Source organism: Synechococcus sp. 1G10 (assembly GCF_002252625.1).
Lineage (GTDB): Bacteria > Cyanobacteriota > Cyanobacteriia > PCC-6307 > Cyanobiaceae > Regnicoccus_A.
The window spans coordinates 49,657-74,206 of record NZ_NQKW01000002.1; the positions used below are offsets into that span (position 1 = coordinate 49,657).

At 66.9% G+C, this 24,550-nt stretch carries 22 protein-coding genes; 12 read left to right on the top strand and 10 right to left on the bottom strand.

Translation table 11 applies throughout. The features are described 5' to 3' along the window. Nucleotides 1-16: 16 nt before the first annotated feature. Nucleotides 17-538, bottom strand: coding sequence for a hypothetical protein (locus CJZ82_RS02285; protein ID WP_094554388.1), 522 nt, complete (start codon nucleotides 536-538; stop codon nucleotides 17-19). Nucleotides 539-849: 311 nt separating this feature from the next. Between CJZ82_RS02285 and CJZ82_RS02290 the strand changes: the two genes are divergently transcribed. The 4 genes from CJZ82_RS02290 (at nucleotide 850) to CJZ82_RS02305 (ending at nucleotide 4,302) form a co-directional block, all read left to right on the top strand. Continuing rightward, nucleotides 850-1,107: a Nif11-like leader peptide family natural product precursor gene (locus CJZ82_RS02290; protein WP_094554201.1), complete on the top strand. Its 258-nt coding sequence runs from the start codon at nucleotides 850-852 to the stop codon at nucleotides 1,105-1,107. Nucleotides 1,108-1,130: 23 nt separating this feature from the next. Next, nucleotides 1,131-3,266 (top strand): PhoX family phosphatase, encoded by a 2,136-nt coding sequence (locus CJZ82_RS02295; RefSeq protein ID WP_094554202.1) that lies wholly within the window; start codon nucleotides 1,131-1,133, stop codon nucleotides 3,264-3,266. A 69-nt stretch (nucleotides 3,267-3,335) separates the two neighbouring features. Continuing rightward, nucleotides 3,336-3,680: a helix-turn-helix transcriptional regulator gene (locus tag CJZ82_RS02300; protein ID WP_094554203.1), complete on the top strand. Its 345-nt coding sequence runs from the start codon at nucleotides 3,336-3,338 to the stop codon at nucleotides 3,678-3,680. 58 nt (nucleotides 3,681-3,738) lie between these two features. After that, nucleotides 3,739-4,302: an isoprenylcysteine carboxylmethyltransferase family protein gene (locus tag CJZ82_RS02305; protein ID WP_094554204.1), complete on the top strand. Its 564-nt coding sequence runs from the start codon at nucleotides 3,739-3,741 to the stop codon at nucleotides 4,300-4,302. Here CJZ82_RS02305 and CJZ82_RS02310 read toward each other — a convergent pair. Genes CJZ82_RS02310 through pdxH form a run of 4 tightly spaced genes read right to left on the bottom strand, consistent with a single transcriptional unit; the run spans nucleotide 4,218 to nucleotide 7,482 of the window. After that, entirely contained in the window at nucleotides 4,218-5,108 is an 891-nt protein-coding gene (locus CJZ82_RS02310) for a sulfite exporter TauE/SafE family protein (protein ID WP_369820009.1), read from the bottom strand. The two genes, CJZ82_RS02305 and CJZ82_RS02310, sit on opposite strands and share 85 nt — an antisense overlap. Then, nucleotides 5,105-5,632, bottom strand: a complete 528-nt coding sequence (locus tag CJZ82_RS02315) for a rhodanese-like domain-containing protein (protein WP_094554205.1) — start codon at nucleotides 5,630-5,632, stop codon at nucleotides 5,105-5,107. The genes CJZ82_RS02310 and CJZ82_RS02315 overlap by 4 nt, the downstream gene beginning before the upstream one ends. A gap of 3 nt (nucleotides 5,633-5,635) precedes the next feature. Beyond that, nucleotides 5,636-6,763: a rhodanese-like domain-containing protein gene (locus tag CJZ82_RS02320; RefSeq protein ID WP_094554206.1), complete on the bottom strand. Its 1,128-nt coding sequence runs from the start codon at nucleotides 6,761-6,763 to the stop codon at nucleotides 5,636-5,638. 53 nt (nucleotides 6,764-6,816) lie between these two features. Continuing rightward, a complete protein-coding gene (gene pdxH / locus CJZ82_RS02325; RefSeq protein WP_094554207.1) occupies nucleotides 6,817-7,482 on the bottom strand; it encodes a pyridoxamine 5'-phosphate oxidase in 666 nt (221 codons plus the stop codon). A 206-nt stretch (nucleotides 7,483-7,688) separates the two neighbouring features. Here pdxH and CJZ82_RS02330 point away from each other — a divergent pair, with 206 nt between their 5' ends. The 4 genes from CJZ82_RS02330 (at nucleotide 7,689) to CJZ82_RS02345 (ending at nucleotide 11,631) form a co-directional block, all read left to right on the top strand. After that, a complete protein-coding gene (locus CJZ82_RS02330; RefSeq protein WP_094554390.1) occupies nucleotides 7,689-8,060 on the top strand; it encodes a hypothetical protein in 372 nt (123 codons plus the stop codon). 261 nt (nucleotides 8,061-8,321) lie between these two features. Continuing rightward, the gene (locus CJZ82_RS02335) at nucleotides 8,322-8,651 is read left to right on the top strand and encodes a YciI family protein (RefSeq protein ID WP_094554208.1); all 330 of its coding nucleotides are present in this window, start codon (nucleotides 8,322-8,324) and stop codon (nucleotides 8,649-8,651) included. Then, nucleotides 8,645-9,754: a CARDB domain-containing protein gene (locus tag CJZ82_RS02340; protein WP_094554209.1), complete on the top strand. Its 1,110-nt coding sequence runs from the start codon at nucleotides 8,645-8,647 to the stop codon at nucleotides 9,752-9,754. The genes CJZ82_RS02335 and CJZ82_RS02340 overlap by 7 nt, the downstream gene beginning before the upstream one ends. Before the next feature lie 8 nt (nucleotides 9,755-9,762). Further along, a complete protein-coding gene (locus tag CJZ82_RS02345) occupies nucleotides 9,763-11,631 on the top strand; it encodes an APC family permease (protein WP_094554210.1) in 1,869 nt (622 codons plus the stop codon). A gap of 279 nt (nucleotides 11,632-11,910) precedes the next feature. On the opposite strand, the gene hemN is transcribed toward CJZ82_RS02345, so the two are convergent. Further along, complete coding sequence (gene hemN / locus CJZ82_RS02350) at nucleotides 11,911-13,971, bottom strand: oxygen-independent coproporphyrinogen III oxidase (RefSeq protein ID WP_158218474.1); 2,061 nt, start codon at nucleotides 13,969-13,971, stop codon at nucleotides 11,911-11,913. A 139-nt stretch (nucleotides 13,972-14,110) separates the two neighbouring features. On the opposite strand from hemN, the gene CJZ82_RS02355 reads away from it, so the two are divergent. The 4 genes from CJZ82_RS02355 to CJZ82_RS02370 all read left to right on the top strand — a co-directional run bounded on the left by CJZ82_RS02355 (nucleotide 14,111) and on the right by CJZ82_RS02370 (nucleotide 18,074). Further along, nucleotides 14,111-14,551, top strand: coding sequence for a hypothetical protein (locus tag CJZ82_RS02355; RefSeq protein WP_094554212.1), 441 nt, complete (start codon nucleotides 14,111-14,113; stop codon nucleotides 14,549-14,551). 102 nt (nucleotides 14,552-14,653) lie between these two features. Next, the gene (locus CJZ82_RS02360) at nucleotides 14,654-16,060 is read left to right on the top strand and encodes an efflux RND transporter periplasmic adaptor subunit (protein WP_094554213.1); all 1,407 of its coding nucleotides are present in this window, start codon (nucleotides 14,654-14,656) and stop codon (nucleotides 16,058-16,060) included. 127 nt (nucleotides 16,061-16,187) lie between these two features. Next, nucleotides 16,188-17,369, top strand: coding sequence for an ABC transporter permease (locus CJZ82_RS02365; RefSeq protein ID WP_233129986.1), 1,182 nt, complete (start codon nucleotides 16,188-16,190; stop codon nucleotides 17,367-17,369). A gap of 3 nt (nucleotides 17,370-17,372) precedes the next feature. Next, nucleotides 17,373-18,074, top strand: a complete 702-nt coding sequence (locus tag CJZ82_RS02370) for an ABC transporter ATP-binding protein (RefSeq protein WP_094554215.1) — start codon at nucleotides 17,373-17,375, stop codon at nucleotides 18,072-18,074. A 29-nt stretch (nucleotides 18,075-18,103) separates the two neighbouring features. Here CJZ82_RS02370 and htpX read toward each other — a convergent pair whose 3' ends face one another. The 4 genes from htpX to glgX all read right to left on the bottom strand — a co-directional run bounded on the left by htpX (nucleotide 18,104) and on the right by glgX (nucleotide 24,547). Continuing rightward, nucleotides 18,104-19,000: a protease HtpX gene (gene htpX, locus CJZ82_RS02375; protein WP_094554216.1), complete on the bottom strand. Its 897-nt coding sequence runs from the start codon at nucleotides 18,998-19,000 to the stop codon at nucleotides 18,104-18,106. Nucleotides 19,001-19,038: 38 nt separating this feature from the next. Then, nucleotides 19,039-20,232: an SHOCT domain-containing protein gene (locus CJZ82_RS18815; RefSeq protein ID WP_094554217.1), complete on the bottom strand. Its 1,194-nt coding sequence runs from the start codon at nucleotides 20,230-20,232 to the stop codon at nucleotides 19,039-19,041. 197 nt (nucleotides 20,233-20,429) lie between these two features. Then, entirely contained in the window at nucleotides 20,430-22,193 is a 1,764-nt protein-coding gene (locus tag CJZ82_RS02385) for a mechanosensitive ion channel family protein (protein ID WP_094554218.1), read from the bottom strand. Nucleotides 22,194-22,465: 272 nt separating this feature from the next. Then, the gene (gene glgX, locus CJZ82_RS02390) at nucleotides 22,466-24,547 is read right to left on the bottom strand and encodes a glycogen debranching protein GlgX (RefSeq protein WP_094554391.1); all 2,082 of its coding nucleotides are present in this window, start codon (nucleotides 24,545-24,547) and stop codon (nucleotides 22,466-22,468) included. Nucleotides 24,548-24,550: the final 3 nt, after the last annotated feature.

Genomic DNA, 24,550 nt, shown 5'->3' on the forward strand with positions numbered 1-24,550 from the left:
CCACTGGCTCAGCGACTCAACCCAGGGCGGAGCGGCCCAGGCCCTCGCCGTCGTTGCGGAAGAAGGAGCTGAGGTTTACGCCTGCTTCATGGGCTGCCACGGTGACCTGCAGCTTCTGCTCGTCGTCGAGGCCATCCCAGAAGGCGTGGAAGAGATCGAGGGAGGCTTTGGCGGTGCCCACCACCCCCATCAGGGAGAGGGGAAGCGTGAGCCAGGGGAACACCAGCAGCAGCACCGAGAGCACGGCCCCGACAGCCACGCCCGCTTTGGCTGATTCGAAAGTGGTGCTGAGCACCAGCCGCACCTGGGTGGCCCGGTCGAGTTCGCCGCGCTTACGCAGGGCCTCGGTGCGCAGGGCCGTGAGCAGCGCCTGGTAGGCAGCAAAGCAGACGACCCCGCCCACGGTGGATTCAGAGAAGAATTCCTTGCCCGTGAAGGCCCCGCCGTTCTGGTTCAGATCGATCGAGGCCAGCCCCGCCAGGGGAGCAGCTTCCCAGCCGGCGCGGGGGATGCGGAAGGGGTCGCGTTCGCGGGTCATGGCTGGCGGCTGATCCAGTGAGACCCAGCTTGCTCCATTCCAGGGGCTGCTGCCAGGCTGAAGGCCCTGCAGGTCAAGAATCAAGTGCTTTTAGGGAGTGATCGAGGCGGCTTCGATTAACCTTTGGTCATGGATCTTGTCCGTTTGTTCTGAGTTGAACGGGCAGGATCCAGCGATCTTTTGACGTGGCGCTCAGGGCTGGCTCCGATTGTGGCCAGAGCGCCATGATCTCTCACTTGATTAAGTATAAATACTGGCCTGACTGCACCCTTTTCTGGTTAGGGTTGAAGCAACAACAGTTTGAGGTCGCCATGATCAATGCCACCCCCATGATTGCCCCCGGGGCCGCCAGCGTGGCGGCCTTGACTGGAACGGTGCACGAAGCGATGGACGCGCTCCATGCCCTGCAGCAACTGGCCAGCCAAGACCCCTCCTTCGCCCAGGCGCTGAAGCAGACCGACTCCACCCATGCCGCAGCCAGCCTGGCTCGTCGCCATGGCCTTCATGTGAGCTCGGAAGCCCTCTGGCGTAACCGCGGACGCCACGGCCTGCCCACCTGGCGTGGTTGACTGCCGCGGGCCTGGCCTGAGCGATGCAACGCCGCGATCTCTTTGCCCTCTTCGGCCTGGGGGGATCAGCGGCCCTCGCCTCTGGCTTGCCCCTGAAGGCCCTGCCAGTGCCATCTGCCAGCGGGCCCTTCACGCCTGTGCCCGTGCCGCTGCCACTCCCAGGCGATGGGCAGAGCGCAACTGAGCAGCAGCGCACACAGCGCCGGGTGTCCCTCGTCGACAGGCTGGTGGTGCCCCTTGGTTACCGGGCCGATCTGCTTGCCGCCTGGGGGGAACCCTTGGCGGATGGCCACTTTGGCTTCAACAACGACCACCTCTCCTTCACGGATCTGGGTGAAGACCGGGCCCTGCTCACGGTCAACTTTGAATACATCAGCCCGAAGCCCTGGAGCGAGGGCTACGCCGACGCCACCGGCGAATCATTGCCCTGGCTCGAGCTGATCGAGGCACTCAGATCTTTCGATGGTGTGGTGGATGTCACGGCTCTGAGGGCCGACGATCCCCTGCGCCAGTTGGCCCGCACCGTGGCGGGCGCCGCCCTGCGCGATCAGGGCATCGGTGTGATCGAACTCCGCCGGGAGCCCTCGGGGCAGTGGCGTCGCCGGAGTGGCAGTTTCGATCGGCGCGTCAGTGGCCTCGAAGGCCTCGACGATCCCGCCAGGCGCCTGCGGGTGAGTGGTCCGGCGGCGGCAGTGTTCAGAAGCCCGCAGCGCCTCGGCTACGACGATGGCCTCCAGGACCGGGTGATCGGCACCTTCGCCAACTGCGCCGGCGGCGAAACCCCATGGGGAACGGTGCTCTCGGCCGAGGAGAACGTCCAGAGCCAGGTGGTGGAAGCGGTCCATGCCGATGGCTCCTCGCCGGCCCCCGCCGTGTTGCCCCTGCGCTGCGATGGCCGCAAGTTCGATGGCCTCGGCAATGCCTTTGGCCTGGCCGGGAACAAGTACGGCTGGATGGTGGAGATCGATCCGCGTCAGCCCCAGCGGCCGGCGGTCAAGCACAGCTGGCTGGGGCGCTACCGCCATGAGGCCGTGGCGGTGCAGGCCCGGGCCACCGAGCCGCTGCTGGTTTATTCCGGCTGTGACCGCCATGGCGGCCACCTCTACCGCTTCGTGAGCGAGGGGCGGATCACAGATCCGAGCGATCCGGCCAATTCAGCGCTGCTGGAGGCCGGCCGGCTGGAGGTGGCTCGTTTTGAGCCCGATGGGAGCGGCCGCTGGATTCCGCTTGATCCCGCCACCCCGCTCAACCCCCAGCGGCCCAGCCACTACGAGGGTTTCGGCCTCAAGCAGCCCACCCTGGTGCCCCACAGCGACCGCAGCCAGCCAGGGGCCGAGGCATTGGCCAGTGACCAGGCGGTGGAGACCTATCTCCAGCGCTATGGAACCCTCGCCGATCTCTATCCCGGCCGCAGCGAGGAGCGTCTCGGCGCCATCCTGATCGATGCTCACCTGGCGGCCAATGCGGTGGGCGCCACCGCCGCTGCAAGGCCGGAAGACACGGTGATCGATCCCAGCAGCGGTGATCTGCTGGTGGCCTTCACCGCCGGCGGCTCCGATGCTGGCGGCAGCGCCGATCCGGCGATTTTTCATGGACCCGGCGGGGAGAACCGCTGGCCCCATGGCTGGATCATGCGCCTGCAGGATCAAGGCTTCGCCGAGGCGGGCCGGTTCCGCTGGCGCATGTTGGCCACCGGCGGTGCCCCCTGGCAGGGAGGGCTGGGGTTCTCCAGCCCCGACAACCTCGCCGTCGATCGCACCGGCAACGTCTGGCTGGTGACCGATCGCGGTGGCGGCAAGCCCGAGCTGGATCTGTTCGGCAACAACTCCTGCTGGGTGCTGCCCAGCCAGGGGGCCGCGGCGGGAAAGCCTTTCTGCTTCGCCACCGGGCCGATGGAGTGCGAGCTCACCGGCCCCTGCTTCGATGCGCCGGAGGCCACCCTGTTCCTCTCGGTGCAGCACCCGGGAGAGAGCAACGGCACCCGCTCCAGCGGGGCCGGTGAATGGCAGGCCATCCGCCTGCGTGACCGCGACGGCCAGGAGTTCGAGCAGCTGCGCTGGGTGCCCCTGGGCTCCAACTGGCCCTCGGGGGTGCCGGGGCGCAGCCCCCGCCCGGCCGTCGTGGCGATCCGACGCAGTGGGGGCGGCCCGCTGCTGTAGGCGAGTCGCCAAGGGCGCACCCACTTCATGCGTGGCCCGGCATACTTAAAAGAGTGTCAACCAGTCGCCATGGGCGCTTTCGCGGGTGGAGCCAGGCCCAGCCCGGAGCTGATGGAGGAAATCAGCCGCTTCTTCCGGCTGCTGAGTGAGCCGGCTCGCCTGCAGCTGCTCTGCCTGCTGCGCTCTGAGCCCACGGATGTCTCCAGCCTGATCAAGACCACCGGATTCAGTCAGTCGCACATCAGCCGCCAGCTGGGGCAGCTGCAGCGCGCTGGCCTGGTGCGCTGCGAGCGCGACGGCTCCCGCCTGATCTACTCCGCCGATGACGAGCTGGTGGAGGAACTCTGCGCTCTGGTGCAGGGACGCCTCAGGCAGCGGCTCGAGGCCCAGCTTCTGCAGCTGCAGGCGGCCTGAGCCGGCGGTTTCCTGCGCCGTTCGTGGCCAGACTGAAGCCATTCCCTGCACTGCACGCATGGGCAGGTCGCTGCCGCAACGACTCCAGGCCTGGGGTTTCAGCTGGCCAGGGCTGCTCGACAACCGCCACGGCGAATGGTGGCTGCTAGCCCAGATGGCCCTGATCACGGCTCACCTGCTGCCGGCATTCCCCAGCCCCGCCGCCCTCGGCTTCAGCTGGCCGCCCGTGTTGCGGGTGGTGGGTCTCAGCCTGTTTGCCGCCGGCCTGCTGCTGGCCGGCCAGGGAGCGCTGAACCTGGGCGAGAGCCTCACCCCCCTGCCTGAGCCCATGGCCGGCGCGCCCCTGGTGACGGCCGGGGCCTACGGCCGCTGCCGCCATCCCCTCTACCAAGCCCTGCTGGTCTGCTCCCTTGGGGTGACACTGGCGCGGGGAAGCCTGCTGCACCTGGCTCTGTTGCTCGCCCTGGCGCTGGTGCTGGGCTTTAAGGCCCGCCGCGAAGAGCTGAGCCTCTGCGCCGTCCATGTGGATTACGCCGCCTACCGAACCGCAACGCCGGCGATCGTGCCCCGCCTGCCCTGGCTCGACTGGCGCACAGGTCCCACCGCCCCAGCGACGGGCTGAGCTGAGCGGTGGATGATCGTGCTGGGCCCCACAGGCCCATAGTTCTGGCGGCGCAGCGCCTCGAAGCCGGTGAGCAGGGCCGAGCCGATCAACAGGCCGGCGAAGCCGAGCCGCAGTCTGCGCTCACTCAGGTGCTGGGACAGCCGCTGGCCCAGCACGGCACCCAGGGCGCCGCCGGCCAGCAGGGGCAGCATCAGAGCCAGGCTGGCGGCGGGCCAGTGGCCCAGCGCCAGCAGGGCCACCAGGCTGTTGGTGCTGATCAGCAGCAGGCTGGTGCCGCTGGCGAGATGCATCGGCAGGCCGGCCAGCAGCACCAGGGCGGGCACGATCGCGAAGCCGCCGCCCACCCCGGCGATGCCGGTGAGCAGACCCACCAGCACCCCCTGGGCCGCGAGGGCCTGGGGTGATCCGCCCCGGCCGGGTCTGGGCGGCCGCGTCAGCAGCCAGGAAGCCACCAGGGCCGCCACGGTGAACACCCCCAGTTGAACCGCCTCGGGGATCAGCCCGGCCTTCACCAGGCTGCCGCCGATCCAGGCACCTGCCAGGGCCGGCACCCCCAGGATCAACGCCGGCCGCACAGCCACCTGGCCGCGGCGGATGTAGGGCCCCACATTGCCCAGGGCCAGCAGGGTCACCACCAGGAGCGAGAGCGGAACGGCCTCCTTGGCGGACAGGCCCGCTCCGCTCACCAGCAGGGGCAGCAGCAGGATTGAGCCACCGGCACCAAGCACGGCGAGCAGAACACCGATCACGAGTCCGCCGCTGAGCATCAGCAGCACCGTGCTGATGCCGATGCCGAGGATCACGCCCGCACCCGGTTCCAGGGCATGGCCCCCAGCAGGCGGGCCATGCCGCAGAAGCCGCTGATGCCGGCAAAGATGAGGCCAGCCCCCACGAAGCCCGCCAGCCAGATCCAGCCCGGCGCCACGGTCTGGCTGAGGATCGCCCCCAGCAGCACGAGGCTGCCGGCGGCGATCTGCACCTGGCGCATCAGCGGCAGGGGTGCCCCCTGGCGTCGCGTCATCGGCAGGCCTGCCTGCTGCCAGGCACTCATGCCGCCGTCGAGGTCGGCGAGGGGATGGGGATGGCCCCTGCGCAGCAGGTCGGCGAGGCCCTTCTCGCTGCGGATGCCGCTCTGGCAGACCAGCACCAGCGGCCCTGAGGGGAGGGTGGCGCTGGCGAGGCGGGAGAGCGGGATGTTGTGGCTGCCGGGAATATGGCCGCCCACGTATTCCATCGGCTCGCGTACATCGATGACGCTGATCCGGCCGCTCTGAATCTGCTCGGCGAGTTCTCTGGCGTTGAGGTGTGCGCTGTTGGTGATAGCCATGGTTCAGGCCGGGGTGACGGTGACCAGCGGATACCCGGCGGCCTGCCAGCTCAGCAGCCCGCCGTGCAGGTTGGCCACCTGCTGGCGACCCGACCGCAGCAGTTGCTGGGTGGCCAGGGCCGAGCGGCTGCCGGAATGGCAGAGCACGACCGTGGGGGTGTCCGCCGGAATTTCGCCGGCCCGCTCCTCCAGCTCCGGAAGCGGAATCAGCAGGCTGCCGGCGATGTGACCATCCGGGCCTTGAAACTCCTCCACCGAGCGCACATCCACCAGGGTGAGCTCACCCTGGTGGGCGGCGACCCAGGCCGGGGCAAGTTCCGGCAGCCCTGCGTAGCTGCGCCGGGTCGGCGCCCAGGCGGCTGCCCCTTGGTCTGCGTCCTCCCGGGGCTTGCCGCTGCGCATGTTGGCCGGCAGGGCCTCGGCAATCCTGTGGGGATGGGGCAGCTTCATGGCCTGCATGTAGATCACGAAGTCGTGCTCATCGGCCTCTCCGCCGAGGCGGGCGTTGTAGGCCTTCTCCTCGGTCACGGAGGTGACGCTGCGGCCGGTGTAGTCGTGGGCGGGGTAGAGCAGACAGGAGTCGGGCAGCGAGAGAATCTGCCCAGTGATCGATTCGTACAGGGTCTGGGCATTGCCCTGCTGGAAATCGCAGCGGCCGCAGCCCCGCACCAGCAGGGCGTCGCCGCTGAAGGCCAGGCTGTGGTCGTCGAGCACAAAGGTGAGGCAGCCGTCGGTGTGGCCGGGGGTGGCGCGTACCTCCAGCGTGCGGCCGCCGAAGGCCACCCGATCACCGTGTCGCAGGGGCAGGGTCACGTTCTTTGCGCCGACAGTGGCGGCCAGGCCAATGGCGCTGCCGGTGGCGGCGTGCATCAGCCAGCTGCCGGTCACGTGGTCGGCGTGGGCGTGGGTGTCGAGGCAGGCCACCAGTTGCAGGCCCAGCTCCTGGATCAGGGCGAGATCACGGTCGTGCTGCTCGAAGACCGAATCGATCAGCAGGGCCTGGCCGCTGGCCACCTCGGCGATCAGGTAGGTGAAGGTGCCGGTGTCGGCATCGAAGAGCTGGCGGAACAGCAGGGGGTTGCCTCCAGCTGCGGCAGCGAGGGAAAAGGAACTGGCGGGAGCGACGGCCATGGGTGGGCTCGATCGACAACTTATATGAGCATAGCCGCATAGCAGGACGCAGGTCAGGGGGCCAGCCGCTCGATGCTCCAGGCCCCGCCGCTGCTCCCGCCCGCCTGCGGGTCAGCGGGCCTGTAGCGGAAGCGATCGTGGAGGCGGTTGGTGCGGCCCTGCCAGAACTCGAACTCGAACGGCACCACCCGCAGGCCGCCCCAGGACGGCGGCAGCGGCACCTCGCCATCGGCGAAGCGGCGCTTCATCGCCTCCCACTGCATCTCCAGGATCGAGCGGGAGCCGATCACGGCGCTCTGCTGAGACACCCAGGCCCCCAGACGGCTGCCGATCGGGCGCGAGAGGAAATAGCTGAGTGATTCGGCGGCGCTGATCCGCTCGGCCCGCCCCAGGATCGCCACCTGGCGCTCCAGTCCGTACCAGGGAAACAGCAGGCTCACCTCCTGGTGGGCGGCGATCTCGGTGGCCTTGCGGCTCTCGTAGTGGGTGAAGAACACGAATCCCCGAGCGTCGAACGCCTTGAGCAGCACGGTGCGGGCGCTGGGGCGCTGGCCGTTGCTGGTGCCCAGCACCATGGCGTTGGGCTCATCCAGCTGGGCGGCCACGGCCTGGTCGAACCAGCGCCGGAACTGCGCCACCGGATCGGCCGCCAGATCGGCCCGTCGCAGGTCCTCCCGGCGATAGTCGCGGCGGAGCTGGGCGGGGTCAGTGGAATCCATCAAGATCCTGCCGGCAGGCACAGGGTTTCTGGTTCCCTCAGGATCCTGTATCGGCAGTCGGAGACCAGCGCACTGACCAGGCACCACACCGAGCAGGAGGCATCGCCGTAGAGCAGGTGCAGGCTCAGAACAGCGCTGAGGACCGTTGCACAGAATCAGCGGCTGAGACGCCGGTGGCACTGGTCTGTGCAGCTGCTCCCTCCGCCTTGGCCACCCGCGCCGTCTACTCCTTCACCGGCTTTCCCGGCGCCGCCGTGCGCCATCTCTACCTCCACCACGACGGCTACCCAACCGGCGCTGCCTGGCGGTTCGCGTCCGCCCTGCGTCTGGGTGGTGATGCCGCCGACTTTCTGGCCTCCTTCCTGAGCAGCCAGCCCAGGGCGGAGGCCCTGACCCGAGCGGAAGAGGCCGCAGACGCCGACTATCGCTACGGGGTGCATCTGGTCGGAGGCGCGGATCCCCACCACCAAGTGGAGTGCTGGCGGCGGTTGCCGGGTGACACCTGCTGGCAGCACCGCTGCGGACCGATGACCCTTGAGCTGTTCATCCGGCGTTTCCTGCCCGGTGATCCGCTCTGAAGGCAGTCATGTCGGGGCAAGGGGGCGATCGGGTTCTGTCCCCGCGGGCCCTGCCAGCGCCCAAAAAAAAAGAGGTGGACCCAAGCCAGGCCCGCCCCTCGGAACGTCTAACAAAATGTAACGTCTCCGGCGGGTCCAGCGTGGATTTCCCTATGGGGATTTCTACTCAACTTTTTCGGCCTTAACCGGCAGCGCGCCCCCACTCAGACTGCGGCACCGGGCTTCAGGTCTAAATTGGGGCGGTTGCATCGGGCGCTCGCCTTGCCCTGGTTCGTGAAGCTGGAGCAGGGTCTGGTCGACCGTGCCCATTTTGATGAGCACCTGCGCGACCACCTCGACTGGGTGGCCGAGCTGCAGCGGCGCGGCCACCAGGCCAGCAGTGGCTACTGGCGCGAGCGCAAGGGCATGAACGGTGAAGGCGCCGGTGGAATGTTGCTGTTCCACGCCAGTGACTGGCAGGAGGCCGAGGCGATCGTCCAGAGCGATCCCCTGATTCGCTCCGGTTGCGTCAGCTGGGTGCTGCACGAGTGGCGGGTGGTGGCGGGTGCGGTACCGGCGGTTGCTCCCTCTCAGGCTCCCGCCCCATGGTGATCCTCTCGATCGCCAACACGATCAGCGACCTGATCCAGGGGGACGTGAACGAGCATCTGCCCCTGGAGCGGATTCCGCTCGAGGGCGATGTGCTCGGCCTGGGCACCACCACCAGCCTCGACAACGGCGAGCTCACCTTCCTGCACCAGCCCGGTGCTGCCCGCACCCACCTCTACAAATGCCAGGCCCTCGATGGCGGCATCCGGCGGCTGCGCCCCGGCGACGGGGCCTCCCACTTTCCCTATGTGTGCTTCAGCGGTGATGCCAGCGCCCTGCGCCAGCCGGTGGACCTTGCCGGGCTGGGCCCCAGCGCCGGGGTGCCGCTGCAGGAGCTGGTGGGGCAGGCGATCGCGGATTCGATCGCGTCGGGCCGGATGGAGCCTGCGCCGATCGTGGGGGTACGCCTGCGGGCGACCTGGAGCAGCCTGCTGATCACCGTAGCCTCCAAGCTCTGCATGGGCCAGCGCCGCCGCAACACGGACTCCGTGGATCCGGACGCGGGGGCAAGTCTCTACGCCAGCCTTCAGCACTACCGCCTGGCCCCGCGGGATCCAGGCGACCCCGCCGATCCGATCCATTACCTGGGCCGCAGCCTGGAGTGGGACTGCTGCGGCTTCTGGGACACCCGGCCCGAGAGCGGGCGCGTCACGGTGCCTCAGGCGGACGCCCATCTGCATCTGCACGGCTGCAGCAGCGACCTGCTCCACGGCGGCCATCTGCACCATGAGCACCCCGGCACCCAGCTGCTGCGACTGGAGTCCCTGGCCCTCTATCCACTTCAGGAGCTGCGCCACCTGGGCGCCGACCTGGCGGTGGAGCGGGCCAGCTACGATGCTGGCTTGCTGCGGTTTGCCATCACCAACCGGGGTACGCTCGATGTCAGCGATGTGGGAGTGGCGGTGGTGATCGACGACCGCTACGCCGGCCACCGCTACCTGCGCCTGCCCTGGCTGGCCGCCGGCGCCGAGGAATCCTTTGCCCTGACGCTCGAGCTGGCACCTGGAGCCCATGAACTCCTGGTGCTGGCGGATCCGGAGCGTCAGGTGCTCGAACCCCTCGCCCTGCAGGAGAACAACAGGGCCCGGTTGCAGGTGGTGGCTTGAGCAGCAGCATGGGTCCCTCAGGTCTGCGCCGCTGGTTGATTGGCGAGCCCCTGCCCACCAGCGCCCACGCCGAGGAGAGGCTGAGCAATGGCGAAGCCCTGGCGATCCTCAGCTCCGACGCCCTCTCCTCGGTGGCCTATGCCACCCAGGAGATCGTGTTGGTGCTCAGCCTGGCGGGTGCTGCCGCCCTCAGCGAAACGGTGCCGATCACCGGGCTGATCGTGGCGCTGATGCTCGTGGTGGCGATCAGCTATCGCCAGACCATCAAGGCCTATCCCCAAGGCGGCGGCTCATACCGGGTGTCCCACGACAATCTGGGGGTGGTGCCCGGTCTGATCGCTGGGGCCTCACTGGCCATTGACTACGTCCTCACCGTCTCGGTGAGTGTGGCGGCGGGTATTGCCGCCATCACCTCTTACTTGCCGGCCCTGGCCCCGGAGCGAATACCGCTCAGCCTGCTGGCAGTGGGTGTGCTGATGCTGGTGAACCTGCGCGGGGTGCGCTCCAGCGCACGCCTGCTCAGCCTGCCCACATTCCTGTTCATGGGAATGGTGGTCACCCTGGTGGTCCTGGGACTGGTGAAGCTCAGGCTTGGGCTGCTGCCACCGCTCGACGCCGCTGCCCAGACCCGTCAGCTGGCGGAGGTTCACGGCGGGGAGCTGGCGGCCCTGGGCCCGGTGCTGCTGATGCGTGCCTTCAGTTCCGGTTGCGCCGCGCTCACCGGCATCGAGGCCATCAGCGACAGCGTGATGGTGTTTCAGCCTGTGGAATGGCGCAATGCGCGTCGGGTGCTGACTGGGATGGTGATCGTGCTGGCAGTGATGTTCAGCGGCATCAGTGTGCTGGCCAGTCAGTTGGGCTTGGTGTATGTGGAAAACGGCCCCACGCTTCTGTATCAGCTGGGGGCCCGGGTGTTCAACAACGGCCCTCTGCTCACGGTGCTGCAGCTCAGCACGCTGTTGATCCTGCTGCTGGCGGCCAATACCGCCTACGCCGATTTCCCCCGCCTGGCTGCTTTCCTGGCCCAGGACGGCTACATGCCCCGCCAGCTCGCCTCTCTGGGCGACCGGTTGGTGTTCAGCAACGGCATCGCCCTGCTCAGCGGATTCGCCACGGTGCTCCTGGTGTTGTTCGAGGGGAGTGTCACCCGTCTGATTCCCCTCTACGCCGTGGGGGTGTTCACCAGCTTCACCCTGTCCCAGGCGGGCATGGTGATGCACTGGTGGAAGGAGCGAGGTGCCGGCTGGTTGGGCAAGGCCCTGATCAATGCTCTGGGCTGCCTGGTCACGGCGGTGGTGTGCGGAGTTCTGCTCTACAGCAAGTTCAGCCACGGCGCCTGGGTGATCGTGGTGGCGGTGCCCCTGCTGGTGGCGCTCCTGCTCACGATCAAGAGCCACTACCGGCTGGTGGCCCGCCGCTTGCGGTTGTCTGCGGAGGTGCGTCTGAAACTGCCGGAACCCCTTCGGGAGGGTGGCTCGCCCGTGGTGGTGCTTGTGGGACAGCTGCACCGTGGCAGTTTTGAGGCCCTGCGCTACGCCCGCACCATCGCCGACACCCTGGTGGCGGTGCATGTGGACCTCGGCGACGGCCGGGCCGAGGCTTTTCAGGAGCAATGGAAGCGCCAGCTGCCGGGAGTGGAGCTGGTGATCCTGGCTTCGCCATATCGCTCCTTGATCGATCCTGTCAAGGACTTCATTCACCAGTTCGAGCGTGATAACCGCAAGGATGGGGAGCACTTCTGCACCGTGGTGCTGCCGGTGTTCGTGACCCGGCACCGATGGCAGAACCTGCTGCACAACCAGTCCACCTACTTTTTGCGTAATGCCCTGCGCCGGGAAGGAACACGCGTTGTGACAACAGTCGGTTTCTATCTATGAGTTGACGCGGTCCCATAACCTAACTGCAGTTAATCAGTCCCTCCGTGGCTTTGTTGCTTCGTGAAATATACGCACAAAGTTTCTTGCTCGATTGAGTTCGAATTTGAGTCAGATCTGCAAGACTGGCGCTCCGCTCTTGATGAGGTCATTGTCGAGGAAATTCCCTTGAAAGATCTCACCACTGCCTAAAAATGGGAGTGGTTTGAAGAGCAGGCGCCTGGCAGTCTTGATGATTATCTTGTTTAGGTCGAAACCAGGCCGATGTCCGACTGATCGGGCTCAGATCAGTCGCGACCCACTGGCCTGGCGGCGCTGGCTGGGGTCGAACACCGCCGCGATCGTGCGGATCAACCAGCGGCCCACGTCTGTCACCTCCAGGCTGTTGGCCCCCAGCCGCACCAGGCCGTCGGCTTCGAGAATCTGCAGATCGGCCCACTCGCTGGCGAACTGGCGCTTCGCCTCAAGGGGTTGCCCCAGGGCGATGGTGTCGAAATCCACCGCGAAGTGGCACATCAGGCTCTGGATGATCGAGCGCCGCAGCAGCACCTCGGGATCCCGCACCACCAGGCCCCGCTCCACGGGCAGATGGCCCTCGTCGAGGGCCTGGACATAGCCCTTCAGTGAGCGCTGGTTCTGGCTGAACAGATTCTGGAACTGGCTGATCGCCGTCACGCCGATGCCGAGCAGGTCGCGCTCGCCGCCGGTGGTATACCCCTGGAAATTGCGGTGCAGCCGCTCCTGCCGCGCCGCCACCGCCAGGCTGTCGCTTGAAAGGGCGAAGTGGTCCATGCCGATGGCGTCGTAGCCATCGCCGGTGAAGGCGGTGAAGGCGTGCTGCAACATCCGGATCCGCTCCCGCTGGCTGGGGAGGTCGTCGGCGGCGATCTTGCGCTGCATGGGCAGCTGCTCGGGCAGGTAGGCGAAGCTGAACAGCGACACCCGGTCGGGCCTCAGCTCCCGCACCAGGGCGATGGTTTTGGCGAACCGCTCGGGGGTCTGCAGAGGCAGCCCGCAGATCAGATCGACGTTCACGCTCTCGAAGGCCGCCTCCCGCATCCACTCCATCACCCGCCGGAGCTGCTCCACCGGCACGATCCGGTTCACGGCCGCCTGCACGTGCGGGTCGGCATCCTGGATTCCGAAGCTGATCCGGTTGAAGCCCAGACGGCGCAACTCCAGCACCTGATCACGGCTGAGGAACTCCGGATTCACCTCGATCGAGGCCTCCAGGTCGGGCGCCAGATCCAGCTGCTCCCCGATCAGATCCCAGAGTTGGCCCTGCTCCTGGGAGTTGAGGTAGTTGGGCGTGCCGCCACCCCAGTGCAACTGCCCCAGCCGCCTGCGCCGGCCCGAGGCCTGGGCCACCAGCGCCAGCTCTTTGGTCAGAGCCTCTAGGTAGGGCCCCACCACGGCCGAGCCGGCCTGGGTGGTGATTCGGTTGCAGCCGCAGTACCAGCAGGCATGGCGGCAGAAGGGCACGTGCACGTAGAGCGAGAGATCGGCCGTGCTCGCCTGCCCCAGCTGGCTCTCCAGGTCGGCGGGACCCACGCCGTCGTGAAACGCCGCGGCGGTGGGATAGCTGGTGTAGCGGGGAACGGGCTTGTCGTACTTGAGCAGCAGGGGGAGCGGATCCGCTCGGGGCGTGGTGAGTTCGCCCAGCTCGGCCAGCAGGCTCTGGGTGTCGAGGAAGGCGGTCACCGCCTCTTCCAGCAGCTCCGCTTCCTCGGCTTCGTTGAGCTCGAGCTGCTCGAAGGCGTCGTGGAGGGCCTGCTTCAGTTCCGGGATCGGCCGCTCGAACTGCCAGAAGCGCAGGGAGGGCAGACCATGGGCGGCCAGGATCGCGTTGGCCTGCTGGGCTAGCTGCTGCCCGCCGGAGAGATCGCCGCCGTAGCGCACATACACATGGGCGAGGAAGCGGTGCGGTGCCTGCTGGGCGAGTTTGCCGAGGTGCTCCAGCCAGGCCTGGCCTGCGGCTGAGGGTCCGCTGGCTTCGATGCCGGCCAGCAGGGCCACGTCGTGGCGCAGGGCTTCGCTGCGGCTGAGGGCACCCCAGGGAAGGTCGGGGGCGCCAAGGGCTGCTGCCAGTTCGGGGCCGGTTTGCTCGATCAGCGCGTAGGCGGGGCCGAGGGCGCGGATCAGGCCCGCCAGCTGCAGTGGGCTGGCCTGACCTGCCAGGAGTGCACGGGAGAAGTCCATGCCCTCCGCCTTGTGGTGGGCGGCGCCGATGCGGGCGTGCAGACGCCGCACCCGGGGTCCGAAACCCTTGCGGGCGGCGACATCCGCTGGCCTGGCGTGGTCGGAAATGGCGCCGGAAACAGCTTCAGGGAGGGTGCTGGTCATGACGAAGGGTGCCGAAAAGGTGCCGAAATGAGAGCGGCACCCCGGGAGGGCGCCCTCGGCAAACGGTATAACGTTACTGTTGTCATGCTGTCCTGTCGTTGCGTTTTCGTTGCAACGCGCTCGCCACCCCTCACCCGCCATGACTGCCGCCCCCTTCACCCCGGCCGCTCCTGTTTCGGCCCGAAGCCTGCCGCTCCTGCTGGCACCGCTGGGCCAGCTCAGCGGCGATGGTCAGCTGCGCGAACTGATCGAAGAGCGCCGCGACCGCATAGGGCCTGACGTGGAGCTCTGGTACCTGGAGCCGGCGCTGGTGGACGAGCTCAACCTGCGGCAGGCGCTCAGCAACCCGCCAGAGCAAGGGCGCCCAACCCGCCAGCCAGGCGAGCTGAGCGCACTGCCGATCGAAGCGATCGTGGCTGGCGACTCAGCGGTGATCACCTGGTTGCAGCTGCGCTTCGGTGGGAGCACCGGGGCGATCGTCCTCTCGCCCACGCTGCTCCACGAGCGAGCGGGGGGATTGCCGCCGAAGGCACCACAGGCGGCTGTTGAACCCTGCCCAGCCTCGGCTGCGGTTGCTTAGTCACACCTGCTCACAGCTGATCGTGGCCGCGTCATGCCGCAGACACAGGCAGCAGCGATGGTGTGGGGACAGCCGGTCGTCCTCGCCGCCAAGCCACCTTGAATGCTGCAGACCGTCCTGCGCCGGATCCCCGTTCCTCCCTCCTCCGCTGAGCCCGGTGCTGATCCGGCCCGGCCTCGCCCGCGGCGGCTGGCTCCACACCGGTGGCTGATCGCCGCCGGTGCGCTGACCCTGTGCCTGGCCGGCGGCGGCTGGCTGCTCTGGCAGCAGGGCCAGACCCGTGCCCGGCAGGCCGCCCTGGCCGCCCAGACCGCGCCCGTGGAGCGCAGCAACGTGATCCTCAAGGTGACGGCTGCCGGCTCGATCCGCCCCACCACGCCTGTGAACATCAGCCCCAAGCAGCAGGGCCGTGTCACGGCATTGCTGGTCGATCAGGGGGATCGCGTCAGCGCCGGCCAGGTGCTGGCGCGAATGGACGACAGCAACCTGCGGGGCACCCTGCTTAAAGCCCAGGGAACGCTGGCGGCGGCGGCAGCGAACCTCAGCAAGCTGCAGGCCGGCAACCGGCCCCAGGAGATCGAGGCGGCCCGGCGCAATCTGCAGGCGGCCGAGGCCGATCAGATCGCGGTGCGCTCCGTCTTCCTCAGTAATCAGCAGTTGTATGGATCCGGCGCGATCGCCCGGGTGAACTTCGACGCCAGCCGATCGGCGTTCCTGGCCAGTGAGGCCCGGGTGAGTGCCTTGCGGGCCCAGCTGGATCTGGCCCGGTCCGGCAGCCGCGCCGAAGACATCGCCGCTGCCCGCGGCCAGCTGCAGCAGGCGCGGGGTGATCTCGCCTCGATCGAGGCCCAGCTGGAGGACACGGTGATCCGCGCTCCCTTCGATGGGGTGATCACCCAGAAATATGCCGACGTCGGAGCCTTCGTGACGCCCACCACCTCGGCCAGCGCCACCAGTTCGGCCACCTCCTCGTCGATCCTGGCCCTGGCCAGCACGCTGGAGGCGGTGGCCAACGTGGCGGAAGTTGATGTGGGGGCGATCCGGCCTGGCCAGCCGGTGGACCTGCAGGTGGATGCCTTCCCTCGCCAGGTGTTCCGTGGAACGGTGCGGCTGGTGGCCCCAGAAGCGGTGGTGGAGCAGAACGTGACCAGCTTTCAGGTGAGGATCGCCCTGCCAGGCGACGGGCCAGGCAAGCTGCGCTCCGGCATGAATCTCACCGCGAACGTGCTGGTGGGCCAGCGGCCCGATGCCCTGCTGATCCCCACACCCGCCATCGTGAGTGAACGGGGAGGCACCGGGGTGCTGGTGCCCGGCGCCGATGGCAAACCCATGTTCCGCCCGGTGCAGGTGGGCGCCACGATCGGCACCCGCACCGAAGTGGTGAGCGGCCTGAAGCAAGGCGATCGGGTGTACCTTTCCGCGCCCGGTGGGCGCCGTCCGAACAGCCGCCCGGTGACCGGCTCCTCGCCCTTCCAGCAACCACGCGGCCAGGGCAGGATGCCGCGCTGATGGCTGAGGCGATTGCAGGGCCGCGCCGTCGGCGAGGTCAGCTCCGCCGCGCTCACGCCGACGGCGCGGCGGAGCTGACCTCGCCGAAACGATCGCTCTGGCCTGGTCGTCGCTGCTGGCCAACCGGATGCGCTCCGCCCTGACGATGCTGGGGGTGATCATCGGCATCGGCGCCGTGATCAGCATGGTGACGATCGGCCGTGGCGCCCAGCTGCAGACGGAAAACCAGTTGAAATCGCTGGGTTCGAACCTGATTTTCGTGCAGAGCGGCGTGGCGGCCGGTGGTGGGCCCGCCTCACGCGGAGCAGGCTCGGCCACCACCTTGATCTGGGAGGACGCCAAGGCGATTGCCGCCTCCATTCCGGCCGTGGCGGATGTGGCCCCGAACCTGAGCCAGCGCACGCAGGTGGTGCTGGCCGATCGCAACACCAACACCACCGTGGTGGGCAGCACGCCGGCCTATGTGGCGGTGCGCGACTTCCTGCCACTGAGCGGGCGGTTCTTCAACGAGGCCGAACTTGATCAGTCCGCACGGGTGGCGGTGCTGGGGCAGACCGTGGTCGACAGCCTGGGGCTCACAGCCAGCAGCGCGCTCGACCGCACGATCCGCATCCGCGGTGAGACGTTCACGGTGATCGGCACCCTGGAGTTCAAGGGCAGCACCGGTTTCCGCGACCAGGACGATCAGGTGCTGATCCCACTCACGACGATGGCTTCGAGGATCGTGGGTGTGAACACGACAGCCGGCTTGTCGGTGGAGAGCATCGCGGTGTCGGCGCGTTCGGCCGCCAGCATGGAAGCGGCCGATTATCAGATCACCAATCTGCTGCGCCTGCGCCACCGGATCGTGCCCCCCCGGGAGGATGACTTCGTGATCCGCAACCAGGCCGATCTGGTCAACGCCTCCAATGCCGTCGCCAACGTTTTCACCGCGTTGCTGGGCGGATCGGCCGCCATCTCCCTGCTGGTGGGAGGAATCGGAATCATGAACATCATGCTGGTGTCGGTCACCGAGCGGACGCGGGAAATCGGCATCCGCCGCGCCATCGGCGCCCGCTGCAGCGACATCCTGCGCCAGTTCCTGATCGAATCGACGGTGCTCTCCCTGGCGGGCGGGCTGCTGGGAGTTCTGCTCGGGGTGGTGGCGTCGCTGGCGATCAACGCGGCCTTCGGCTGGAGCGCCGGGATCGCCCTCGATGCGGTGGGCTGGTCACTGGCCTTCTGCCTGGTGATCGGTGTGTTCTTCGGCGCCTATCCCGCCAACAAGGCCGCCCAGCTTGATCCGATGACAGCCCTGCGAAGCGACTGAACCATGCTGCAACTGCGCCGGATCACCAAGGCCTACCGGATGGGCGAGGTCGATGTTCCGATCCTGCACGGCATCGATCTGACCATCCTGCGGGGTGAATACACGGCGATCGTTGGAACTTCTGGATCGGGGAAGTCCACCTTGATGAATATCCTCGGATGCCTTGAGCAGCCGAGCAGCGGCCATTACTATTTCGACGCCCGCGACATCACCCTGCTGAGCGATAACGAACGTACCGACATCCGTAACTTCCAGATCGGCTTCGTGTTTCAGCAATTCAACCTCCTGCCGCGCCTCACGGCGCTGCAGAACGTGATGCTGCCGATGGTCTATGCGGGCTACGACCGGGCCGAGCGGCGCGAGCGGGCCATGGCGATGTTGGAGCAGGTGGGGCTGGCCGATCGGATGGCCAATCGTCCTAACCAGCTATCAGGCGGCCAGCAGCAACGGGTCGCGATTGCCCGCGCTCTGGTGAACCAGCCCGAGTTGCTGCTGGCCGATGAACCCACCGGCGCCCTGGATTCACGCACCGGCGAAGAAGTGATCGAGCTGATTTCCGAGCTCCACGCCGGCGGCCTCACGATCGTGCTGGTAACGCACGACCCCTCGGTGGCGCACAACAGCGGCCGGATCATCCAGATCCAGGATGGAAAGATCACTGCAGACAGCCTGCCGCGGCAGACACCGGTGCAGGCGCCGGCCTGACGGCGGATTCAGGTCTGGTTCCCGACAGCTCAGGGCGTCGATGGATTGGCCGATTGAAGCTCCTGCAACGCCGCGATGCGTTGCTCCAGCGGCGGATGGGAGGCGAACAGCCCCAGCAGGCTGGGCAGCCCCGCGATCTTGAACGAGGCCAGCGCCGTCCCGTCACGGGGTTCAAGGAGGTCCTGGGTCTGGCCCAGCAACTGGAGAGCTCCCACCATGGCGCCGGCCGCGGTGAGGCGGGCAGCACCGGCATCGGCGCGGAACTCCCGGTGCCGCGAGAACCAGGCGGTGACGAGGGAACCGGCTATCCCCAGCAACAGCTCCAGCGGCCAGATCAGCGCGGAGATCGGTGGCGGCTGGCGACCCTGGTCGTCGGAGCGGCGGGGCAGCAGCAGGGCGATGGCCCGGGCCAGGAACATCACGAAGGCATTGATCACCCCCTGCAGCAGGGCCATGGTCACCATGTCGCCGTTGCCGACGTGGCTCATCTCATGGGCCAGCACCGCTTCCAGCTCCGCCTGCGGCATGCCTTCGAGAATCCCGCTGGAGACTGCCACCAGAGCGCCCTCAGGCGAGGCGCCGGTGGCGAAAGCATTCCACTCCGGCGAGGCGTAGACCCCCACCTCGGGCATGGGCAACTCGGCCTTGTTCGCCAAGCGGGCCACCGTCTCGACCAGCCAGAGGGCACTGGCGCCCTCTCTGCCATCGACCAGTTGCACCCCCATCGCCTGAATGGCCGATTGCCGTGAGACCTGAAGTGAGATCCAGGAGCCAACGACACCCCAGCCGAAGCTGCCGATCAGAAGGGGTATCAGAGGAAGGTCAGGAGGCAGCCAGCCTGTGGCCACCCCCAGCCAGAGCAACAACGAGATCGTGGCGACGACCGCCAGGTTCGTGATCAGGAAGAGAACGGTTCGGAGCACCATGACTGCCGGGCCGGTGAATACTTTGAAGCTCTCTGGATCTACAACCGGCTGAGCAGTTCGGTCTTCTTGGCCGTGAACTCTTCATCGGTGAGGATTCCCTTTTGCTTGAGTTCACCGAGGCGCTCAAGGGCGCTCAGCACATCGGCTTCGCCGGACACTGCAGTTCCGCCGGGACGCTCGGGCGTGGCAGCCACGGGCCGCAGGCTCGAGAGGTTGAGCAGACCTTCCGGAGTGACGAACACAGGATCCCCCTTTGATGAGCCCTGGGCCAGCCCGGTGATCGGTTGGTCGTGAACGTCATAGAGGTTGACCGTGCCATTCAGGTCGACGGCGAGACGGCCCGGCTCGGAGAAATAGGCGTACCGAACTTCATCCTGGGATCCCGAGGCATTCGGTGTCCCCAGTTCCGCCGGCCACCAGGATGGTGTCGGCTGGATCGGCTGCATGGGTTGGAGGGGCTGCATCGGCTGCATCGATTGCATCGGCTGCAGGGGTTGCATCGGCTGCATGGCCTGAAACGCCTGCTGGCCCGCCACGCTGCTCTGCTGCTGGCTTCCTGTTCCCGAACTCTGGGCCTGCTGCGATCCAGCGGACATCGTCGAGAGGGACGTCAGGCTGACGCTGCCCGACGGTGTGCTGAACACCACTCCGCCGCTCCCTTGTTGCTGGGAGAACCCGCCGATCTGGTGATCTCCCGTTTCATAGACATCGACCTTGCCGTTCACGTCGACGGCGACGCGGCCGGAATCGGAGAAATAGGCATAGCGGACATTGTTCTGGGCACCGGTGGCATTGGGGGTGCCCAATTCGGGAGGCCACCAGGTGTCCCGGGGATCTGGCCTGAACAGACTGGGGCCACCCGCATGGCCACTGAAGCTCATCTGCTGACCGCCGCCGTTGATCTGCTGCTGGTGGCCGCTGCCGCTCTGGGACTGCGACTGAAAGCTTCCGAGCGGAAACAGCTCGCTCTGGGTTGACAGCACATCGGAGATGGCCTGACAGAGCCCATCCACCCTCGCCTTGAGCGTGTTGTTGAACATATCGCCAAGCATCATCATCCCGCCCTTCATCCACTGCCCTGACCCGGCGAATTCGGGGTGACTGAACTGGGCCATGCCGCCTCTGCCCTTGAGCATGGCGTACATCATGTGGCTGACGGCATCCTGGCTGAAGCCATAACGCTGGGCCAGGTCGTTTACGACCTTCAGGCCTTCGGCAGTGAGTTGTTCCATATCAACGGAGAGTGTTGATCCAGGCAAAAGCCCAAGCGGCCGAACCTGAAAGCAACGCGAAGGAAACAGACGATTTCTTATCTCTTGAACCTATCACTCACTCAGCCCTTACACGAGAGCAAGAGTGCCGCAGTGAACATTTCGGCGAAGCCCATCAAGGTTCTTCGTCGCAGAACCGCCAGCGCCGGGGGCTCCGCTCAGCTGTCCTTCGGCAGGGCCGACGCCGCCCGCAGGCTGCCCCACTCAAGTGTGCTGGCCAGGGGAATCGCGCGCTTGTGGAGTGCCTCCTCCAGGCGTCGCAGCAGTTCCCTCTTCATCGACCATTGCTGCCCCGGGGCCGTCTGAATCAGCACGCTGACCTCGATGCCCTGGGGATTCACAGCATCGACGGCCCTGAGCAGGGGGGGATCCAGCAACCGGCTCTTCCAGGGTGACTCCGCGGCGAAGGCCTCCAGTTCCTGCTGGATCACCCGCAGTGCCTGCCGCAACGAACCGATCCGATGGGAGAGGACCAGGGAGATCAGGGCAGCGGAGCGGAGCTTGGTGTGGTTGACCAGACGATCGACCAGTCCATGCGGAACCACCATCAGCCGCTGATCGACCGTGCGGAACTGGGCACTGAGGATGCCGATGTCGACCACCTCTCCGCTGGAGGAGCCCACTTCGACCCAGTCGCCGATGGCATAGCGATCCTCCAGAAGCACCACCAGGCCGGAAACAAAATCCCGCAGCAATCCCTGGAACACGAACACCAGGGCTCCGAGCAACGCGCCTCCGGCGAGCAGTCCGCTGGCGCTGATCCCACGGACGGCCTCCAGGTCGAAGGCCCACCACACCAGCAGAACAATCCCTGCAGCCAGGGTGATCAGCCGCTCGGTGACACTGCGCAGGGTTCGGTACCGTTGACGGCGGCGGGGAAGCTGGTCGGATGGCTGTCGGCCGCTCGACAGCCACTGTCGCAGCAGGAAGCTGGCCAGGGCCCGGACGATCAGCAGCACGACCGCCACCACCAGGATCTTGAAGAACAGCAGCCCCGGCTGCAGGAGAAGGTTCAGCCCGAGCGTGAACTGGCCGGGAAACGCCATCATCGCCAGCGCGCCCATCGACCTGGCGATCAAGAGAATGGCCACGAACAGGCCGACATTGATCAGGCTGGCGCTCTGGAGAAGCACGTCGAGGTGAACAGAGGTGCCCTGGTTGACCTGCTGGGCCTCCTGCAGACGGGCTTCCCAGCGTTGGGTCCGTTGCCAGAGTGCCAACAGCGCCACCATCAGAGCCACCAGCAGCAGCAGGGCCAGCGCCAGCAGGCTGAGGATGCGTGCACGCGACTCGGGCCGCAGCCACTCCCTGGCATGACGGAGGCGCGACTGGAGCGTGTTCCGCCATCGATCCGCCAGTTCAGCGGCGGGAAGGCCATTGAATCGGGAGTCCGCATCGGTGACCGTGAGCACGGGCATCGGGTCCCGTCCGGGAAAGCGGGCCTCCAGCACCGGAAGTCCCTCATTGCTCATGATCGTGGCCAGGTTCACCTCATCGGGATTGCTGCGAGATGACCAGCGATGGATGTCGCAGGCGGGCTGGCCGGGAGTTTCGACACCCTGCTTTGACCGGATGCTTCTGCTTACCCAGAAGTCGGCCAGCAATTCGCCCGGATTGCAGATCGCCTGGGGGGAATAGAGCAAGCGGAGGTTGTTCTCGATCAACCGTGCACGCAACTCAGCATCCGGCCCATCGGAATCGGTCAGCACCGGCACTGCCACAGTGATGGCCGGCACACCAAGAATCGACACCTTGGCGGTGTCGAAGCTTCCCACCTGTGTTGTGACTGACTTCGACGCTTCGGCTGCAGATCTCTCTGTGCTCTGCCCTTTGACAGCGGCGATGGCATCGCTGCTGCCAAAGGGCCAGCCCAGGATCAGCGTCAGGCTGAGGGTCAGCAGGGCGGCGAGAAGGCGCGGCATACAGGCCCGGCGAACAGGTTATTCGTTCTAAGACGCTTCACTCCTCCCCACGCTTCAGTTCGACTGCAGGTTGAACACAGGGGAGAACTCAGCCAGCTCCCGGATCCGCGGCAGATCTTCGGGGCGAGCGTTCACCCGGAAGCGGGGACGGATCTCGGTATAACTGTTAGGCACAGCAGCATTGAGAACGAGGAACCGATTGAGTCCTATGTCGCCCTCCAACTCGGGCTCAAGGGCTTAGTTCGCAATCCCACGCACGGCGGCTCATCGGCTCACTGCTCCGCCTGTTCCTGGAGGGCGAAGACCGCCACCAGCGAGCGCGGTTCAACCCGTTGATGGGTCGTCGTCAACGCAGGGGAGGACCCCCAGTCGTGAATGTCGTCAGGGCTGGGCTGGGCGGTGTCGATCCAGCATCGCCAGAGCGTGCCCCAACCCTCGACCGGCGGCAGCTCGAAGGAAAGAGCCTCCCAGAAGGCATTCACCATCAGGTGCACCCGGAACCGGTTGGCGATGCTGCGGATCGTCAGGGCGAAGGAGCGCGACTGCTCACTCCAGTCGGGCTGGTCCAGAGCCACCCCGTGCCAGTCGATCCGGCTTTCGCGCAGCAGGTCGTTGAGGCTGAGCCGGCGTTGATCGATCACCACATCTCTGTGCATCCGCGCAGCCACGAGCTGCTTCACGAAGCGATGGACGTCAGCGTGACGCTCCAGCAGCGACCAGTCGAACCAGCTGAGCGGATTGTCCTGGCAGTAGGCGTTGTTGTTGCCGGCCTGGCTGCGGCACACCTCATCGCCCATCGCCAGCATCGGGGAGCCGATGGCCAGCAGCAGCACAGCCAGAAAATTGCGGATCTGCCGCTGGCGCAGCGCTTGAACGCCGGGGTCGTCGCTGGGGCCTTCCACGCCGCAGTTCCAGCTGGCGTTATCGGTGGCACCGTCGCGATTGGCTTCGCCATTGGCATCGTTGTGCTTCTCGCTGTAAGCCACCAGATCGGCCAGGGTGAACCCGTCGTGGCAGGTGATGAAGTTGACGCTCTGTTCCGCCTCCCGCTCCTCGTGGCCGTAGAGGTCGGGGCTGCCCAGCAGCCGCAGCGCCGCCCTGGGCACCTGCCCGGGGTCCCCCTTGAGGAACCGGCGCAGGTCGTCGCGGAACTGGCCGTTCCATTCCTGCCAGCTGTCGCCGATGAAGCTGCCCACCTGATACAGCCCCGCCGCATCCCAGGCCTCGGCGATCAGCTTGGTTCCGGCGAGCACCGGATCGGTCTCGATGTCGAACAGCACCGGCGGCAGACGATGCGGCTGGCCGGTTTCATCGCGAGAGAGCACCGAAGCCAGATCGAAGCGGAACCCATCCACATGCATGCACTGCACCCAGTGGCGCAGGCTGTGGCGGATCAGACGGCGAACCACCGGGTTGTTGGCATTGAGCGTGTTGCCGCAGCCACTGAAATTGGCGTAGCGGCTGCGGTCGGCCTCCAGGTGGTAGTAAGACTCGTTGGCCAGCCCCCGAAAGCAGAAGCTGGGCCCGCGCTCATCCCCTTCAGCGGTGTGGTTGAACACCACGTCGAGAATCACCTCGATGCCGGCGCGATGCAGGGCCTTCACCATGTCGCGGAATTCGTCCAGCGGCGCCAGCGGATCCCGGCTGGAGCAGTAGCTGCTGTGGGGAGCCAGCAAGGAAACAGGTGAATAGCCCCAGTAGTTGCTGAGCCCAACGGGTGCATCGAGCGGATCGAACTGGAACACCGGCAGCAACTCCACCGCCGTGATGCCCAGATCCACCAGGTAGGGGATCTTCTCCACCAGGCCGGCATAGGTGCCTGCCCGCTCCGGGGCCACGCCGGAGCTGGGGTGACGGGTGAAGCCCCTCACATGCAGTTCGTAGATCACCGTCTCGGCATGGGAGCGCTGCAGCGGCCGGTCCCCCTCCCAGTCGTAGAGGGCGGGGTCGGCCACCACGCTCTTCATCGCGGTGGCATGACCATCGGCGCTGGAGCGGCCCTGGGTGCGCCTGTAACCAGGGGGGGTGACGACCGCCAGCCCATAGGGATCGAGCAGAAGGTTGCGCTCATCGAAGCGGAGCCCCAGGTCCGGCCGATGGGGTCCAGAGACCCGATAGCCATAGAGCTGGCCGGCGCCGATGCCATCGACAAGGCAATGCCAGTAGTGGTATGCGCGGTGACGGGTGGGATCCAGCCGCACCACCCGAGTGGCTTCCGCCGCATCCTCACGCTCAAACAGCAACAGCTCCACCGCAGTGGCGTATTTCGAATAGACGCTGAAGTTGACCCCACCCCCCAAGACCGTGGCGCCAAGGGGCGCGCTGCGGCCGTTCCAGATGGTTGTCGATCCCATGCC